This window comes from Actinokineospora terrae (genome assembly GCF_900111175.1).
Lineage (GTDB): Bacteria > Actinomycetota > Actinomycetes > Mycobacteriales > Pseudonocardiaceae > Actinokineospora > Actinokineospora terrae.
In genome coordinates this window covers 1-18,525 of sequence record NZ_FOGI01000018.1, presented here as the reverse complement: position 1 = coordinate 18,525, position 18,525 = coordinate 1, and the positions used below count along the sequence as shown (strand labels likewise).

The following is an 18,525-nucleotide window of genomic DNA, read 5'->3' as shown; positions in this document are numbered from 1 at the left end:
GCAGGGCGTGGTCCCGCCGACGACTGGAGGAGCGAGAGCAATGCTGCTGGACGGGATCAACCACATCGCGCTGGTTTCCGGTGACATCGACCGGCTGCGCGCCTTCTACAGCGAGGTGTTCGAAGCGCAGGTCGGCCCCACGGAGCCGCACGGGGACCAGGACGGCGAGACGATGACGATGATCCGCATCGGGCCGCACACCGAGCTCAACGTGGTCACGATCGAGGGCAACCCGGAGCCGGACCGCCAGACCCCGATGTGGGGGCGTGGCAGGCTCGACCACTTCGGGCTCCAAGCGGCGTCCGCGGCGAGCTTCGAGACCATCCGGCAGCGGCTGGTCGACCGCGGGGCCAGCGACGGAACCGTGAATGACTTCGGGTCCGTGCTCAGCGTGTTCTTCCGCGATCCCGATGGCCTCGAAGGCGAGGTGCTCATCGGCAAGTAGATCAGTCAGCGGGTGAACGGCCCTGCCACGGCGACTAGGCGGTGGCGGTGAGCATGGACTTGCCGGTGAAGTCGTCGGGGGAGGGGGTGGGGGCGGGGAGGACGAAGTAGTAGCCGCCGCCGTAGGGGAGGAGGTATTTCTCCAGGGCCTCGCCTGCGAGGCGGTGTTGGATCGTGGCGAAGCCTTGTGCGATGTCGTTCTGGAAGCAGGTGAAGATCTGGCCCGCGTCGTCGGGGGAGTGGCGGTAGGTGTGGCTGCGGCGGAGGATCCGGTGGGCCTGGGACTCGGGGGTTCGGGGGTTGGCGCGGCGGATGTGGGCGTCGAGGGCGATGCGGTGGCCGTCCGGGTCGGTGGGGTAGCCGGGGTCCGATAGCTCGCCCGGTATGCCCAAGGGAGCGCCGGAGTCCTTGTGGCGGCCGAAGACCTTCTCCTGGACGTGCGCGGGTTCCCGGTCCCACGTGGGCATGGCCAGCCTGATCAGCCGCACGACCTGGTACGTGCCGCCCGCGCACCAGGCGGGCTCACCGGCACCCGGCCGCACCCACACGTGCCGGTCCATCAGGTCCGCGTCGGTCGGGTCGGGGTTGCCCGCCCCCTCGCGGAAGCCGAACAGGTTGCGCGGCTGGTGGTGACCGGTGATCCGCCACCGCGGCCGGGTGTGCGGCACCTGCTCGGTCAACGACCCGTTCTCGACCTGGACGAGCAGGTCGCCATGGCACCACGCGGGGTCGAGCACGTCGCTGCGGAACGACGGCATCGGCGTCAGCCCACGCGGTCGCGGGATGCCGAAGCGGCCGTCGAACAGAGACGCCCCCACCGCGATGGTCCCCAGCGAGGACACCGCACGCAGGGTCGCCGCGAGCTCGTCCCGGGAGCGAGCGGTGACGTCCAGGGACACCAGTTCCGTCGAAGCGGCCGCCGGCGTCACCACACCGTGCTGGTGATACACCGCCGAGGGCGCGACAGAGCAACCCGCGATCCCGGAGACCGCCATGGCGGCGAGGAAGGTGCGCCTGTCCACGCGCGTCACGGCACCAGGGCGAGGCCGACCGAGATCGATCCCGTTCCCGCTGACGACGGGTCGACCGTCACCAGGTAGGTGCCCCCGGCGGGCAGTTGCGGGAGGTCGTACGGGCTCTGGTCGGTGCGGTACACCCGGTCGACCAGCTTGCTGCCGTCCGGCTTGGACACCGTGAGCAGGAAGGACTTCAGCGCGAACGTGCTGCCGCTGAAGGTCAGCCGCAGCCGGTCACCCGACACTCCGGCGAACGAGACCTGACCGTCCTGACCTGACCTGGTCACCGAGACCACAGCCGCCGCACCGCCTGGGGTGATCGTGCCCGCGTCAGCCGGAGCGGACAGGGTCAGCGTCGTCGTCGCGGAGGTGTTGGTCGCGGAACTCACCTCGACCTCGTAGGTGCCCGTCGTCGGCAGCGGGCCGTAGGAGACGCTGTCCGCGGTGCTGAGGACGTCGCCGTAGTTCACCGCCGCGCCGTCCGGTTTGACCAGCCGGACGAACTGGTCCGCCGCCCCGTTCAGCCCGAGGTTGACCCGCTGCCCGGCGACGCCGTCGAAGGTGACCCTGGCGTGCTGGCCCGCGCGGGAGACGCTGACCTGCTTGGTCGCACCACCCACGGCGATCGGACCGGCCAGGACGTCCGCGGCCAGCCACGCCGTGAGCGAGCCGGTCGCCGTGCCGAGGTGCACGAGCAGGTCGTGGCTGCCGGTGGCCTTCAACGCCGGGATGCTCGCCTCCCGGGAACTGGTGGTCGGAGTGGCGACGGCACCGTCAGGCCCCACGACGGACGTGGTCACCGTGTTGGCGGGCGTCACGTCGGTGTACCCGACGCCCAGCCGCTGCCCGGCCGTGCCGTCGAACCGCAGTCGCGCGTGCTGTCCCGGCCTGGTCAGGGTCACGGCCTTGCCCGCACCGGCGGTGGTGATGTCGCCCGCCGCGACTTCCTTGGACAACCACACCTTCGCGGCTGCGGTGGCCTCGCCGAAGTAGTTGCCGACGATCACCCGGTACCGGCCCGCCGCCGAGGTCCGGAACCTGCCCGCCGGGTACGGCACCTGCGTGGCGCCGATCCGCGCGCCCGCCGGATCGATCGCGTCCACGGAGAGCAACAGCGACGACGACTTGTCGGTGAGGCCGACGTCGTACCAGGTGTCCTGCTCGCCGTCGAAGCTCAGGTCGAGGAACTGGCCGGAGCGTGTCGTGCTGTACGTCGACCCGGTGGCGCTGGTGTCGGTGGTGGCGGCGGAGTTCCTGGACACCTGCACGCCCGCGTCACCGGCTCCGGTGCCGTCCGGGTCGAGGATGATCGAGTACTGCCCGGTCGACGGCAACGTGGGCAGCGCGATGCTGCGTCCACCACGCACCGGCGTGTACGCGGGCCCACCGTTCCTGTCGAAGCTCAGCGATCTGCCCGCGGGGTCGAGCACCCACAGCTTCACGAAGGTCGACACGGCGTTGGTCGGCACCCCGATCCCGACCTTGTCGCCCGCGGTGCCCGTGAACCTCACCCGCACCGACTTGTCCGCCGGGATGGACGCGGTGACCGCGGTTCCGTCGATCGAGACCGCCGCACCGTCGACGACGTCACCCGCGGCTCCCACGGTGAACGTGTGCGTGGTCGGGGTCGACTGGACGCCACCGTTGACCGCGCGGACGGTCAGCGTCCGCTGCCCGGCAGTGCCCGGCGTGACACCAACGGAGACCTCCCCGCCCGCGGACACCACAGTCGGCTGCGCGTCGCCATCGAGCTGGTAGGAGTACTGGGTGACCGTCTCCGCGCCGCCTGGCTTGAAGGTGAACACGCCGGGCAACCCGACCCCGCCATTGGGACGGCCGTCCGCCGGATAGTCCCAAGAGGACACAGCGGGAGCGGCGGGCGGGGGAGACGTGGCGACGATGAACAGGTGCTCGACCGCGTCGGAAGGCTCGCCGACACCGTTGACCGCGCGCACCGTCAACGTCCGCGACCCGCCCGTGGCCGGTGTGATGGAGACCGTGGCCTCGCTGTTGGTCGCTGTCACCTCGCGGGGTTGCGCTTCCCCGTCAAGGCGGTAGGAGTACTTCGCGACCGGTACGGAACTGCCCGCCTTGAACGTGAACGACCCCGCCACACCCACCCCGCCGTGCGCCTGGCCATCAGCCGGGTACACCGCCGAGGTGACCACCGGTTGGGCGACCGCGGGTTCGGCCAGTGTCAGCGTCCAGCCGAGCAGCGCGCCCTCGTCGAAGCCGAAGTTGTCCCGCACGACCAACGTCCACTTGCCGTTCGCGTCCATTGAGGACATACCGGTGAGCTGGTAGGTCTCGTCGAGGTTGGTGGCGGCGTCGTCGCCGTTGGCCTGCCTGAGTACCCGCTCGGCGCCGTTGGGCGCGATCAGCGTCACGGACAGGTCGCCGCGGAACGGGTGCTCGGCGCGCACGCGGACCCGGGCCGTGTCGGCGACCTTGCGCGCGCAGGTCGTCACGTCCGCGGTCCTGGTCAGCGTGCCCTGGTCGGGGATCGGCTGGCGGGTGTCGTCGGAGAACGCGCACACCGCGGGCGCGGGCACCCCGGTGTAGAGCAGCTTGTTCGGCGAGTCCGTGCCGAGGTCCTTCGCCTTGAGCACGCCGACCGTCGAGCGGCCAAGGATCGTGCTGGTCACCTGTGCGGGCGTCAGGTTCGGCGACTGGGACAGCAGCAGCGCCACCGCGCCCGTCACGTGCGGGGTGGCCATGGACGTGCCGCGCAGCACCACCGTGGCCGTGTTGGTCGCGTTGTGCGCCGACTTGATCGACTCGCCCGGCGCGAACAGGTCGAGGCACTTGCCCCAGTTCGACCCGTTCACCACCGTGCTCGGCGGGTCGGTCCACTCGCGGGCCCGTTCGTCGACCGGGTTGCTCGCGCCGACCGTGATCGCCTCGGGCAGCGCGGCGGGGCTTGCGGTGCACGCGTCCTTGTTGTCGTTGCCCGCTGCCACGACGTAGGTCAGGCCCGAGTTGATCGAGTTCTTGACGGCCGTCTCCTCGGCGACCGACCGGCCACCACCGAGGCTCATGTTGACCACGGCCGGGCGGGTGGCGTTGGCGGTCAACCAGTCGACGCCGTCGATGATCTGGCTGACCGACCCGGTGTTCTCGCAGCTGAGCACCCGGACCGACACCAGCTTGACCTTCTTGGCCACGCCGTAGGTCGCGCCGCCGATCGTGCCTGCCACGTGCGTGCCGTGCCCGCTCGTGCTGCAGTCCTCGCCGTTCCAGCCGTCCTTGATCGCGTCGTAGCCCACGCTGGCCCGACCCTCGAACTCCGCGTGCGCGGTGCGCACACCGGTGTCCATGACGTACGCGGTCACCCCGACGCCCGCACCGTCCTGGTAGGTGTAGTTGTCGTCCAGGACCGTTGTGCGCTGGTCGACGCGGTCGAGGTTCCACGGCGGCGTGGTCTGCGTGCTCTCGTCGCGCACCACCGCGTCCGCCTCGACCCTGTCGACGCGGGGATCGGCGGCGAGGCGCTTGGCCTGCTCCTCGGTCGCGGTCAGGGTGAACCCGTTGAGCGCGTGGCGGAAGACGCGTCCGATCTTGCCGCCGTGCTTGTCCACCACCGCTGTGGCGGCGGTGCCCTGCTGCGGTTTGAGCATCACGATGTACTGGCCCGGCACGACCTCGGCGCCGGGCGCGGCATGCACCTGCCCCTGTCGCGCCTGAGCGGGCGTGACCGCGACGCCGCTGAGGCAGACCACCGCGACGCCCGTCGCGAACAACCGCCATCCCATGGATCAGGCCCCCCAGTTGTGGCGGCCGGCGCTCGCGCGCGGGCCGCTCCGATCAGTTCTCCACGTCAGTGCTCCCCGGCGGCCTGGACGCGGTTGTTGAGCAGCTCGCGCCACGGGTTCTCCGGGTGCGCCGGGTACCGCGCGGTGCGCGCGCCCGGTGCGGTCTCGATGAGGTGCAGCAGCGTCCAGGACATCCCGTAGCAGTCGTCCGGGCCGAAGACCGTGGCCAGTGCCTGGGCTTCCTCGTCGGTGACCGGCTTGGTGATCCGGTCGAGCAACCGCTCGACGCGCTCGAAGCTCTCCTCGTCGGCGTCCTCGTCCGGGAACGGACCGGCGTCGACCAGGTCCCTGACTTGCGGCCGCAAGGCCATCCCGATCCCCTCTCACAGCATGCCGATGCCGCGATAGTAGGCGAGCAGGTCCTTGATGCCCTGGTTGTAGTAGGTGGGATCCCCGTACACCTGCTGCCCGATCCGGCGCAGGTCCATGATGTCGCGGGCCAGCACGTCGCGGAACGGCAGCCCGCTCTCGGCCTGCTTGGTCGCCCGCCCCTTCGGCCCGTACGTGCGGGTCAGCTCGTGGTCGGCCTGCTTCATCACGATCGCGCCACCGTTGCGCCGGGTCGTGTGGCCCAGCGCCGCCTGCGGCATGTGGTGCGGGGTGAGCCCGTCCCCGGGGACACCCGGGTCCAGGTCGCCGAAGCGACCGGCCTGGTTCTCGGTGACGGTCTTGCAGGTCCCGTTGTGGACCAGGACCGGCACCCCGCCGACGAGCACGTAGAACGTGTGCACGCCGTCGACGGTCAGGTTGTGCACCCGCTGCTGGGCCGTCCGCTCGCTGACCGCCGTGACCGTGACGAACGTGCCCGTCGCCGTGCGCAGCAGATCACCCGCCCTCAGGTCCCCGGCGTCGCGCCACTCACCGGCGACCCAGAACGGGTGCCCGGCGGTGCCGGTGATCGAGCTGTCGCCCACGCCGTCGCCATCTGTGTCCACGGTGATGTCGGCGAGTTCCTTGCTGCCGTCGCCGACGATCGTGTCGGTGACGACCCGCTCCTCGGTGCGGCCGGTGACCTCGTCGGTGGCCAGCACCCGCTCACCCACCGCGACCTCGGCGATCGGCTTGCTGCTCCCATCGGCCATCCGGACGCGCACGTCGGGCGTGAAGCTGTTGGTGACGCAGTTGTTGGCCGGTTTGGTGCCCTGCGGGTCGGTGTACGAGGTCGGCTTGTTGCCGACATAGCCGTACAGGTTCGTGCCACCGTCGAACCCGATCGGGTCCTCGCTCAGGAACCGTTGCAGCACCGGGCTGTAGTAGCGGGCGCGGTTGTAGTACAGGCCCGTGCCGTCGTCTTCCCGGCCGGTGTACCGGTTCGCGTTGCCGTTGTCCGGCCCGGAGACGTACGTCCGGCCGAACGGTTCGTAGGTGTAGGACGCGCCCGCACCGGCGTTGTCCACCAAGCCGAGCGTGCTTCCCTGCGCGTCGGTCAGGTACCGCCGGGTGACGCCCGCGGCCTCGCGCAGTTGGAACCCGTCCGTGCCCGAGGACGTGAGCGTCGCGGTGACGGTGCCGTTCACCTTCTCCTGCACCGGGTTGTCGCCGTCGTACAGGTAGTCGGTGGTGACGCCGTTGACCGTGCGACCCAGCCTGCGACCGTCCGGCGCGTAGGCGAAGTTCGCCGTCACACCCGCCCCGGTCTGGCCGGCGAGCTGCCCTCGCGCGTTCCACTGGTAGGTCGTCACCCCGTCGGAGACGAGGTTGCCGTCCAGGTCGTGGCTGACCGGGGTCCCCCCGACCGCGCGGACCCGGTTCGCCTTGTCGTAGCTCGCCTGCCCGAACTGCTCGGGCAGCATCGCCCGCGAGTAGGCGCCGCTCGTCCTGATCGGGTTCCCGGCCGCGTCGTAGGTGTAGGCGAGGTCGCCGATGACCGTGCTGCCCGAGCGGTAGGTGATCGACTTGACCTGTCCGGCGTCGTCGTAGGCGAAGGTCTGGGACACGCCGGTGCCGGGTGCGCCGACCCGTTCCGGCCGTCCGTTCGCGTCGCGGCCGACTGTGGTCACCGCGGTGCCGCCCTGCTGCACCTCCGACAGTTCACCGGCGGCGTTGTAGACGTGCCGCACCACCGGTCGGCCCGCCACCGTCATCGTCCGATCGCGCACGGTCGGGCTGTAGTCGTAGGACACGGTGCCGTGCTTGGTGGTCTCGGTCTTGACGCGGTCGAACCCGTCGTAGTCGGTCGTGGCGACACCCGCGGCCGAGTCCTCCGTCCGCCTGAGCCGGTTCGCGAGGTCGTAGGTGAACTTGGTCGTGCTCTCGGTGCCGTACCGCCTTTCCTTGCGCCGGTCCAGCTCGTCGTAGTCGCTCTCGGTGATGATGCCGCGGCGGCTGGTGTGCTGCTTCTCGTTGCCGTTCTCGTCGTACCGCACCTGCTCGAAGTTGCCGAGCGGGTCGGTGATCCGCTCGACGCGGTCCATCCGGTCGTAGGCCAGGACCGTCTCGCCGCCGCGCGGATCGGTCACCCTGCTCTGGTTGCCGTTCGGGTCGTAGTCGTACGACGTGGTGCGACCCAACGGATCGGTGATGGAGGCGACGTCGTTGGCCGCCGTGTACGTCGTCGACGTGGTGGCGCCGCGCGCGTCGGTCGCCTGGGTCACCCTGCCGATCGAGTCGAACGCGGTGGTCTCGGCCCTGCCCAGCTCGTCGGTGCCGCGGACAGCGTCCGTGCCCACGTAGTCGGTGGTGGTGAACTTGCCGTTCGGCTTGGTGACCTTGGTGATCAGACCCCTGCTGTTGGTCACGTAGGTCGTCTTGCGGTTCACCGTGTCGGTGACCGATTCGACGGCACCACGCGAGTCCAGGGCGTAGACGGTGTCCTTGCCGTAGGCGTCGGTGTGCTTGGTCAGTTCGCTGTTCGGACCGTTGCGCTCCCACTTCTCGGTCCGCGCCTCGGCGGTGCCCGCCAGCTCGGTCTTCTCCTTGAGCTGGCCGTTGGCGTAGTAGAGGTAGGTCGTCCTGCGCTGCAACGCGTCGGTCATCGACTTGCGCCGCACACCATCGGCCTCGTACTCGAAGGTCGTGGTCTGGGCGAGGGGAGTGCCGAACGCCTTGGTGTCGGTCAGCACCGAGCCCGCCGGGGTGAAGGTGAAGCGGCGCACGGCGGCGCGGGCGTCGGTCATCCGCGTCTCGACGATCGCGTCGCCGGACTCGACGTAGTCGAACTTCGTCAGCCCGCCATCGGCCGCGGTCTGCTGCTTGACGCGGCCCTTGTCGTCGTACTCGTTGAGCAGGTACCGCGTCCCACGCGGGTCGGTGATGGTCTTCAGGCGGCCCTTGTCGTCCCAGGTGTAGGTGGTGGTCCCGCCGCGCAGGTCGGTGACCGTCTCCAGGTGCCCGGTCGCGTCGTAGGTGTAGCTCACCCGCCTGCCGATGTTGTCCTCGATGGCCTTCACCCGCGGCGGGTTCGACTCGTCGTAGCTGAACCGGACCCACCGGCCGCTCGGCGAGGTGATCTGGGTGATCGGGCCGTTGGCGCGGACCTTGCCGTCCGTGCCCGGCGGCGCGGTGGCCCGCGTGACCGTCGTGGTGTTGCCGAACTTGTCCCGCTCCTGCTGGATCGGCGCCTCCTCGCCGATGGTCAGCACGCTGCCGTCACGCAGGAACACGTCCCACCCGCTGTCGATCCAGCGCACGGTGGAGCCGTCGAACCTGGTCGGCGTCGGGTCGGCCGCGAACACCGCGCCCGCGAAGTCCTTGCCCGGCGAGGTCCGCCGGTAGTGGATCTTGCTGCCGTCCGGTTGGACGAGGTCGAACTCCTGGAAGTCGAAGCTGCCGATCTGCCCCGGCGACCACGGGTAGACCCCGTAGTTGAAGCTCGCGCCGACGCCGAACGCCCGGATGTCGGTGTCGCCCTGCTGGTAGGTGCGCTTGATCTCGATCGGCGCGATGTCGTCGACGACCATGTCCACGACCTCGTCGACCATCAGCCCGGTCGACGGGTCCACCGGGTCACCGACGCGGGCGCCGTTGGGGCGCGGGGCGATGCGCGGCGGGTTCATGCCCGGCACGGCGGTCATCGCCCCGGTCAGCCGGTAGAACCGGACACTGGGGTCGGGCACGATCTGCCTGCCGTCCGGTGACACCGTGCCGTAGCCGTAGATGTGCCAGCCCTGGCCGTCCGGGTCGTAGTTCCAGAACTGGGTGCGGGTCCCGGGCGGTTCCTTGGTGTAGTTCGGGTAGACGATCGTGGCGCCCTCGGGGAACAGGTAGCCACCACCCGGTTGGACGGTGAAGTACACCGGCACCTTCGTCGGCGGCAGCGGGAACGGCGGCCGGTCGATCGGGATCGGCGTCAAGCTCAGCTCGGTCGCCACATCGCCCTGGGCGTCGCGCACGACCGTGCCCGCGGGCAGCCGGACCTCGAGGCCGGGGATGGCCTTGGTGGTCAGGACCGTCTCGGCCGTGGTCGGGCTGGGCACCTTGATCTTGCTCGCCTGGTCGACCTCGGGCAGGAACACGGTGTGGGGCAGGACGAGCACCTGCTTGGCCTTGAGGTCGACGCTGATGTCGAACGCGCCGAACTCGCGGTTGTGCGCGTTCGTCCGGCCGTCCACGCGCAGCGAGACGTGCCCGCTCGCCAGCCCGGTCAGCGCGAACTTGCCCTTGTCGTCGGTGGTGGCGCGGTTGCCGCCGACGCTGACCGGCACACCCGCCAGCGGCTGACCGCTGGTCGACTTCACCTCGCCGACGACGCCGGTGTACCCGATGGGGAACTCCAGCGGCCGGGTGCGGGTCGGGGCCGGGTCGTAGCGGGTGGTCCAGTCGGTGCCGTTGAGGTTGGCGGTGTCCGGCTGCCAGCCACCCGGCGGCGCGTCGCACGGCGGCGTCACCTGGGCCGGGGGTTCCGGCGCGGGCTGTGCCTGCCGCGACCCGTCCGGTCCCGGTGAGAGCTTCGCGACCGGCGGTGCCGGGTCGGCCGGGACGCACTTGGCCGTCTTCGGCGCGACCGGGTCGATCCGCGGTCCCGGCTCGGCCCCGAGCGCGGCCGCGGGCTTGGAGATGGCCACGGTCATCGATCCCGTGACGTTGTTGCCGGGGTCGAACACCAGCGTGTACGTGCCGGTGGCCTTGAGCGCGGACAGCTTGAACCGGTCGTAGGACATCCACGAGTGCCGCGGCGAGATCGTGCCGTCCGGGGCGATCAGGCTGTAGTACGCGCCGGTGTTGTTCGGGAACGCCCGCGTGATGTCCAGTTGCAGGACGTCGTTGGCGGTGCCGTCGAAGGTCAGCTTGCCGTTCTGCGCGATCTTGCCGATGGTGATGGTCCTGGCGGGGCCGCCGATCTCGGCCTTGCCGCCGTCCGCCTCACCGGAGAACGCCACGGTCAGCTCGCCGGTCGCCGGGTTGCTGATCTCGTCCATCGGTTCGAGCAGGATCTTGTACTCGCCGGTGACCGGCAGCGTTGTCAGGTCGAAGCCGTACGGCAACGAGTAGCCGAGGCCGACCAGGTCGAGCGCGCCGCCGTCCGGCTTCGAGACCCGGTACTTGAGGTAGCCGATGGTCGGCGAGGTGAAGCCGAGGCTCAGCCGCTGCCCCGCCGTCCCGGCGAACCGCGCGGTCACGGTCTGCCCCGGCACGGTGATCTGCTGGGTGGTCGGCGGGCTGTCGGGGGAGACCAGCCCGAGGTCGATCGGCACCGAGGCGGCCATGGTGACCTGGCCGGTCGTGGCGTACTCGGGTGCGAGGTAGAGCCGGTACCTGCCGGTCTCCGGCAACGCCTCCACGTCGAGCTTGTTCTCGTAAGTGGTCGCGATCTGCTGGCCGTCGCTCGGCCGGTACAACCGCATCCGCAGGGCGCCCGGCAGGCTCTTGTCCCGCGCGACCAGCCGCAGCGGCCGGTCCTTCACGCCGTCGTAGTCCAGCCAGACCTCGCGGCCGGGGCGGTCGAAGGTGATCCGCTTGGTCGAGTCGACCGGGAACGCGCCGCCCTCCACCGCGGTGGACAGCCAGCCCCTCGCGGTGCCGACGGCCTCCCACCCGCTCATGAACAGGTTGTGCTCGCCGTTCTTGCGGACCGGGATCTGCTTGGTCTCCTGCGTCCCGGTGCGCAGCTCGACCTGGTTCTCGTCCGGCTCGACCAGGATGCCCGCCGGGTAGCCGGGCCTGCCGTTCTCCCGCAGCGTGTTCTCGGTGATGGCGAAGCGGAGGTTCTGGTTCGCGGTGCCGGTGAACGGCATCCGCACCGACTGGCCGGGCCGGTTGATCCGCATCAGCGTGCCCGGCCCGTCGATGGCCAGCCTGCCCGCGTCGACCACGCCCGAGAGCCACACCTTGCCGAAGCCGAGTTCCTGCGGCCCGAACGTGACGGTCAGCTTGTACGTGCCGGTCTTGCGCGCCCGGAACACCATGGTCGGGGTGTAGATCTTCAGCGAGTGCTTCCAGGTGTTGGAGTACCCGTCGGGGTGCGTGATCGTCACGTTGAACGTGTGCTGCGGCATGCTCAGGTCGGTCAGACCCAGGCTGAGCCACTCGCCCTCGGTCGCGGTGAACGGCATCTCGGTCTTCTGCTCGGACGCCGACACGGTGAACGGCACACCGGTGCCGTCGCGGGTCAGCTTGTCGCCGGTCAGCGTGTGCGACGCGGTGATCCGGACGCTGCCCGCGGCGTTGTCGTCCGGCGCGACGACGATCGTGTAGGTGCCGTTCGCGGCGAACATCGGGATGTCCTGGCGCAGGGTGCTGCCCGCCCACAGGTCGAGCGGGTCGCCCATGGTGCGGCGGGCGAAGTCGCCGCCGTGCGGGGTGAACATCCACATCGCCGAGCGGACCGGGACGGTGTTGTTCTCCAGGTCCAGGTGGACGCGCTCGCCGAAGGCGCCGTCCACCAGCACCACCGCGGCCTTGCCAGCCGGGATCTGCAGGTCGAGCGGCCTGCCCAGCTCGATGCGGCCGCCGTTGACCAGGTTGGCCATCACGAACCCGCGCGGGGCGATCAGGAAGTCGCCACCGGCCGTGGCGGTTCCGCCCGGTGTGCGCACGCTGATCCGGCCGGAGGACGCGGCGGCGGGGACCTCGACGGTCAGGCTGTTCGGCCCGGCCTGCTTCACGCGCGCGGTGGTCTGGTGGAACAGCACGACGTCACGGGTCGGGTCGGGGTCGAAGCCGCTGCCGGTGATGGTGATCGTGTCGCCGGGGTTGGCGCGGTCGGTGGACACGGCCGTGATCGCCGGTGCCGGGACACCCCGCGTGACCGCGAACGGCGTCCTGCTGTCGGCCGACTTGCCACCCGCGGCGACCTTCACCGCGCCCGCGCCGGTGCCCGCGGGCACCACGACGCTGAGCCGGTTCGCGCTCGCGGCGGTGACCTGGGCGGCGACGCCGTCGAAGGTCACGGCGTTGCCCGAGGCGGCCGTGGCGAACCCGGTGCCGCTGATCTCGACCGTGCTGCCGACCGGGCCCCGCGCCGGGACGATGGCGAAGATCGACACCGCGTCGGTGCGGTAGCGGTCGGTCGCCTCCAGGTTGCCCGCGGCGTCGTAGCGGTAGGCCGCCGCCTCGCCGGAATTGTTGGTGACGCCGACGAGCTGGCCCGCGGCGTCGTGGAAGTAGTCACGGGGCCCGGCCGGAGCACCGACCGCGAAGGCGTACCGCGCCGGGGTGGACAGCACTCCGGTGGCGGTGACCTTGGCCCACACGGTCAGCGTCCGCTGGCCGGACCGGACCGGGGTGAGGCTGACCGTCGCCGAGCCGGTCCCCGCCGGGACCTCGGTGGCCGCGGCGTCGGTGTCGAGCTGGTAGCGGAACGCGTCGGCCGCGACGGAGCCCTGCGCCCGGAGGGTGAACGCGCCTGCCTGGCCGAGGCTGCCGTGCAGTTGGCCGTCCGCCGGGTAGTCGGTGGACGACACCAGCGGCGTGGCCGGGGTCGGCGCGGCGCCCGCGACCAGGAACGAGTACGTCGTCGGCGCGGACGCGCTGCCCGTGACGCCGATCGCCCACACCACGAGGGTGTGCGTGCCGCCGGTCGGCGGGGTGATCCGGACCGGCACGTCACCGGTGCCGGGGACGTCCACGGTGGCGGTCTCGTCCAGCTTCCAGCGGTAGCCGGAGATGGCCGTGGTGCCGGTCGGGCGGAAGGTAAACGTGCCCTCCCTGCCCGCGTCGCCGTGCGGCTGCCCGTCGGCGGGGTAGTCCGACGAGGACACCGCCGGTGCGTCCGGCGGGGTGAGCTGGGCGACCTCGAAGACGTAGTTCGCCGGTGCCGAGGACGCGCCGGTGCCGGTGTAGGTCCGCACGGACAGCGTCTGCGTGCCCGCCGTGGTCGGGGTGATCTTGACGTTGACCTTGCCGGTGCCCGGGACGTCCGTCATCGGTCCGCCGTTGAGCTGCCAGCGGTAACCCGCTACCGCGGTCGACCCGGTCGGGCGGAACGTGAACGAGCCCTCCTTGCCCGGGGCGCCGTGCGGTGCGCCACCGGACGGGTAGTCCAGCGAGACCACCTGCGGGGCACCCGGCCCACCGGGCGGGTCGCCGACGACGAAGGTGTGGGTCGTCGGCGGGGAGATCAGGTTCTCGGTGCCGAGCGCCCGCACGGTCAGCGTGTGCTGGCCCGGGGTGGACGGGGTCGCCGTGATCGACACGTCGCCGGCGCCCGCGACGTCGGTGGACCCGCCGTCGTCGAGCTGCCAGCGGTAGCCGGTCACCAGGACCGCGCTGCCCGGCTTGAGGGTGAACGTGCCCGCCTGCCCCGGCACGCCGTGGGGCTGACCGTCCGCCGGGTAGTCGGTCGACGAGACCTGCGGCGCCGCGGGCGGCTGAGCGGGCGCCGCGACGACGAACGCGTACGTCTTCGGCGGCGACGCCAGGCCGCCTGCGGTGTAGGCGCGGACCGTCAGGGTCCGGTTGCCCGCAGACGTCGGCGTGACGGTGACGCTGACCTCGCCCGTCGCCACGACCTCGGTCGGCTGCGTGTCGGAGTCCAGCTGGTAGACGAACTTCGCGACCGGCACACCGTCACCGGGCTTGAGCACGAACGAGCCGGGCCTGCCCGCAGACCCGTGCGGCTGACCATCGGCCGGGTAGTCCACTGAGGACACCAGGGGAGCGGCAGGCGGAACCGGCGCCTGCGTGCCCGGGCCCGCGGCGAACAAGCTCGGCCGCGGCACCTCGGTGCCCGCCGCGAAGTGGTTGTGCCACTGGGCGCTCGTGCCGAACCGCGCGCCATCGGACGGCGCGACCCAGGCCAGTGCCGTCGAGCCGCGGGTGAACGAGACGATGTCGAGCTTCCCGTCGCCGGTGAAGTCGCCGATGCCCGGCAGCTGGTCGTCCGGCGCGAAGCCCGCGTGCCACTGCCGGGGCGTGCCGAACGCGGTGCCGGTCGAGGTGGCGGCGGTGACCTGGCCGCCCGAGAAGGCCAGGACGTCGGCCTTGTCGTCGCCGTCGATGTCGCCGACGCCGGCGCGGTTGGCGTCCGGGGCGAAGGTGTCGTGCCACTTGGCGGCCTGGCCGAACGCGGTCCCATCGGACAACGCCACGAACACGTCGGCCGCCTCGCCGCCGGTGAAGGCGACGATGTCGTCCTTGTGGTCGCCGTTGACATCGCCAACGGCGGGCATGGCGGTGCCCGCCGCGAAACTCGCGTGCCACTTGGTCTGCGTCGGGCCGAACTGGGTGCCGTCCGACAGCGCGACGTACACCGACGCGTCGGTGCCCCGGGTGGCAGTGGCGATGTCGTCTCGGCCGTCGCCGTTGAAGTCACCGACCAGCGGGATGTCGTTGCCGCCCGCGAAGCCGTCGTGCCACTTCACCGGTGTCGGCGCGAACTTGGTCCCATCGGACAACGCGACGAACACGTCCGCGTCGGCGCCTCGGGTGAAGGAGACCAGGTCGGCCTTGCCATCGCCGTTGACGTCACCGGTCAGCGGGATCTGGTCTTGCGCGGCGATCGAGTCGTGCCACTTCACGCCGTCGCCGGTGAACTTGGTGCCATCGGACAACGCGACGTAGGCGTCCGCGCCCGTGCCGCGGGTGAACGTGACCACGTCGTCGCGGCCGTCGCCGTTGAAGTCGGCCTTGGTCTTCTTGTGCCGTGGCGGTTCGCCGACGACGAACGTGTAAGTGGTCGGCGTCGACGACACGCCGGTGGCGGTGAGCGCGCGGACGGTCAGCGTCCGGGTCCCCGACGCGGCGGGCGTCAGGTTGACCGTGATCTGGCCGGTCGCGGGGACCTCGGTCGGCCTTGTGTCCGAGTCGAGCTGGTAGGCGAACTTGATGATCCCGACGGAGTTGCCCGGCTTGAGCGTGAACACGCCTGCCTGGCCCGCGCCGCCGTGCGGCTGGCCATCGGCCGGGTAGTCGGTGGAGGAGACGATCGGTGCCGCGGGAGGAGCGGGCGGCGTGCCCTGGTAGGACACCTCCAGGGTCGGCCGCAGGCCCGGCTCGGTCGCCTCGTCGGACAGCAGCAGGATCCGTTGCTGGGCGCCGTTCTCGTCGCGGAGCTTGACCTGGAAGCCGTTGTTCGTGGCCGGGTTGTCCACCCAGCCCTGCACCATCGCCGCGTTCTCCCAGATCAGCCAGTTCGGCTTGTCGGTGACGCCGGAGACGAAGTCCGCCCGCGCGCCGATGTCACCGCCGGGGGTGGTCCACGCGGTCGCGGTCGACGCGCGGTTCCAGGTGGCCTGGTTCTCGACGAATGCCCTGGTCAGCGGGTGGCCGTCGAAGGTCGCGCCGGAGCCGTTGGAGTAGAACGACCACAGCGAGAGGTCCGCGTCGGTGACGGTCGTGCCGGGTGGGATGGCGTTCAGGCCGTCGAACTTCACGACCGTGCGGGTCTTGCCGAAGGTGGCGCCGTTGTTGCCGACCTGCGTCCACGGGGACCCGGACAGCACGTCGAGGTTGGTGTTGGGCTGGGTCGCGGAGAACGTGGTGTCGCTGCCGCCGCGGAAGGTCTGCCGCACCTGCCCGGCCTTGGGCGTGCGGGTCGTCTGCGTGCCGCTGGGGATCAGCTGCCCGTCGCGGGTCTTGACCACGACCATGTAGTGGTAGGTGTTCCACCCGAGGTCCGGTGCGCTGTCCGGGGTGACGGGCGCGGTCGTGTCGACGAACCTCGTCGCGCTCGGGCCGACCGAGGTGACCAAAGTGGACGCTGACGGGGTGTAGACCTGCGACACCGACCGGTGGACCTGGTAGTCGACGATGTCGTTGCCCGCGTAAGGGGTCCAGGTCAGCTCCGCGCCGGTGGCGTAGGCCTTGGTGATCGGCTGCAGCGTCGCGCCCGCGGTGCCGTAGGTGACGACCAGCTTGGGGAAGGTCGGGATGTCGCCGTTGTAGACGAACTCGGCACCGTGGTGGACGGCGCCGCCGCGGTTGAGCGCCTCGTCGGTGGCCTTGACCAGCAGGCCGTGGTTCGGCGCGGAGCCCGACACCCAGGTCTGGGCGATGTTGCGGACGTCCCACTCGGACCAGACCTGGGTCACGTTGGCCTGCTTGACCGCGCCCGCGACACCGGCCTCGGCGAACGCGGCCTGGAAGTTGTTCCACGTCACCGCGTTCTCCGACCACCCGGCGGTCACGCGGTGCGCCTGCATCGCGACGGCGTTGGCGCCGGTGTGCAGCTCGCTGTCGTAGTACATCCGCAGCTTGGCCGACGCCAGGCTCGCGCCCGCGGGGATCACCGAGGTGTCGAACTTGACGAGGCTGCGGGCGATGCCGGTGTTGTCCGTGCCGACCGAGAGCTGGTAGTTCGCGCCGTCGTTGCGGTCGGGGGTGTCGGACCAGATCTGGGAGTCCTGGCCGGTGTTCGAGGTCGGCTCGATCGTGATCGTGGGGTCGATCACGACCGGGTACTGCCGCTCGGGCGCGGCCAGCCACGCCGCGTCGGCCCGCACGGTCACGGTGATCCGGCCGTCGCGCTGCTCGACGGTCTGCGAGACCTTGTCGCTGCGCGCCTTCTTGGCGTCCTTGGCCGAGTCGACCATGAACGGCGCGGGCATGGTGTAGACCGGCGCGCCCTCACCGCCGCGGAAGAACGCGATGGAGCCGTCCGGCCGCTGCTGGGGCACGACACCGTCGAGCCGCACGGCGAACCGGTACACCGGCTCCTTCGCCGGGGCGGTGAGGACGATCTCTTCCTTCAGCGCGTCCGGCGTGACGCGGTACCGGACGTCGGCGCCGTCGAAGGCGCCGGGGTAGGTGACCGAGTCGCGCTCGACCTCGGGCCGCACCGGTTTCGCCGGTCCGTCTACGCCCAGGTCGACCTCGGTGCCGTTCCAGGCGAACCGGGCCAGGCGATCGGTCGTGTCGCCGAACGAACTGGCGAACGCGTTGGTATCGTTGGCGTAGACGTAACCGCCACCGGCCCGTTCGCGGACAGTGGTGTCGATGGGCTGCCAGGCGCCGTCACCGGCGCGGAAGTGCTGGGGCTGCGCGGAGACCTCGGCCTCGACCATGCCGTCGGACATCTCGAACCGGCGTGAGGTGGCCGTCCTGAGATCGGTCAGCTCCCGCACCCGGACCGGCGGACCGGCTGGTTTCGCCTGGTCGCGCGGTTCTCCCGCGCGGCCGAGGACGGACAGCGACGCGGGTAACCCCACGGCGACGACCGCGAGCACCAACGCCAACACCAGGTACCTGGACAGCACAGCAAACCGCGACGGCGCGCGCACTGATCCCCCCACAAGATCAACGGCGGGTCGGCCTGTACCCCCAACGAGTCAGGTCTTTGTTAAACCCGCACCGACTAGCACACTAAGCCGTTGACCGTGCGCCGCCATAGGCCCGGAAGGCCATCCTGCCGGTCTTACCGGGTCCCCGCCGCTCCCTTGAGGCACTCGACCATCTCTGCCGACGCCCCCTGATCAGGTGCGATCTGCTCGACGGAGCGCGCGTCGGGCGATCCGTCTACGAATGCTCGGATGTCGGTGGGGCTCGCGTACTTCAGGTACCAGTCGGCGATGCAGCCGGCGACTGCGTCTGGTGCTCCCTCTGTGCGTGGATCGGCCTTGATCCTGCCGATGATCTCGTCTCTGCCTGGTGCGCCTGCGGAACATCCCACTGCGAGTGCTGCTACGACGACCACTGCCCATCCCCTCATGGGGACAGGGTAGGCCTGGATGTTCTGCTCTTGGTCTCGCCTGCGGCGTCGACGGCTCGCCTTCGGCATTGGCCGGGGCGCGAGTTTCGAGCTGTGCTCGATGCGGCGAACTTGTTTTGCGCGGGGCCCCTGCGGCGTCCTGGGAAGAGCACAAAGGCGGGGCCTGAAGAGACGGCCCTCCCCCGCGCGGAGAGCTTACGGACGCCGCCACCCCACACAAAACAAGTCC

The 18,525-nt window shown here is 70.8% G+C and carries 5 protein-coding genes; 1 reads left to right on the top strand and 4 read right to left on the bottom strand.

Translation table 11 applies throughout. The features are described from left to right. The first annotated feature begins 40 nt into the window (after window positions 1–40). Window positions 41–445, top strand: a complete 405-nt coding sequence (locus tag BMY07_RS31225) for a VOC family protein (protein WP_092786533.1) — start codon at window positions 41–43, stop codon at window positions 443–445. Window positions 446–479: 34 nt separating this feature from the next. Here the strand turns inward: BMY07_RS31225 and BMY07_RS31220 are convergent, their stop codons facing one another. From BMY07_RS31220 to BMY07_RS31205, 4 genes are all read right to left on the bottom strand, one after another. Further along, a complete protein-coding gene (locus tag BMY07_RS31220; RefSeq protein ID WP_218150849.1) occupies window positions 480–1,475 on the bottom strand; it encodes a Dyp-type peroxidase in 996 nt (331 codons plus the stop codon). Further along, window positions 1,472–5,212, bottom strand: coding sequence for a S8 family peptidase (locus BMY07_RS31215; protein WP_092786531.1), 3,741 nt, complete (start codon window positions 5,210–5,212; stop codon window positions 1,472–1,474). The genes BMY07_RS31220 and BMY07_RS31215 overlap by 4 nt, the downstream gene beginning before the upstream one ends. A 65-nt stretch (window positions 5,213–5,277) precedes the next feature. Continuing rightward, window positions 5,278–5,583, bottom strand: coding sequence for a hypothetical protein (locus BMY07_RS31210; protein WP_092786529.1), 306 nt, complete (start codon window positions 5,581–5,583; stop codon window positions 5,278–5,280). Between the two features lie 12 nt (window positions 5,584–5,595). Beyond that, window positions 5,596–17,844 (bottom strand): DNRLRE domain-containing protein, encoded by a 12,249-nt coding sequence (locus tag BMY07_RS31205; protein ID WP_092786527.1) that lies wholly within the window; start codon window positions 17,842–17,844, stop codon window positions 5,596–5,598. Between the last annotated feature and the right edge of the window lie 681 nt (window positions 17,845–18,525).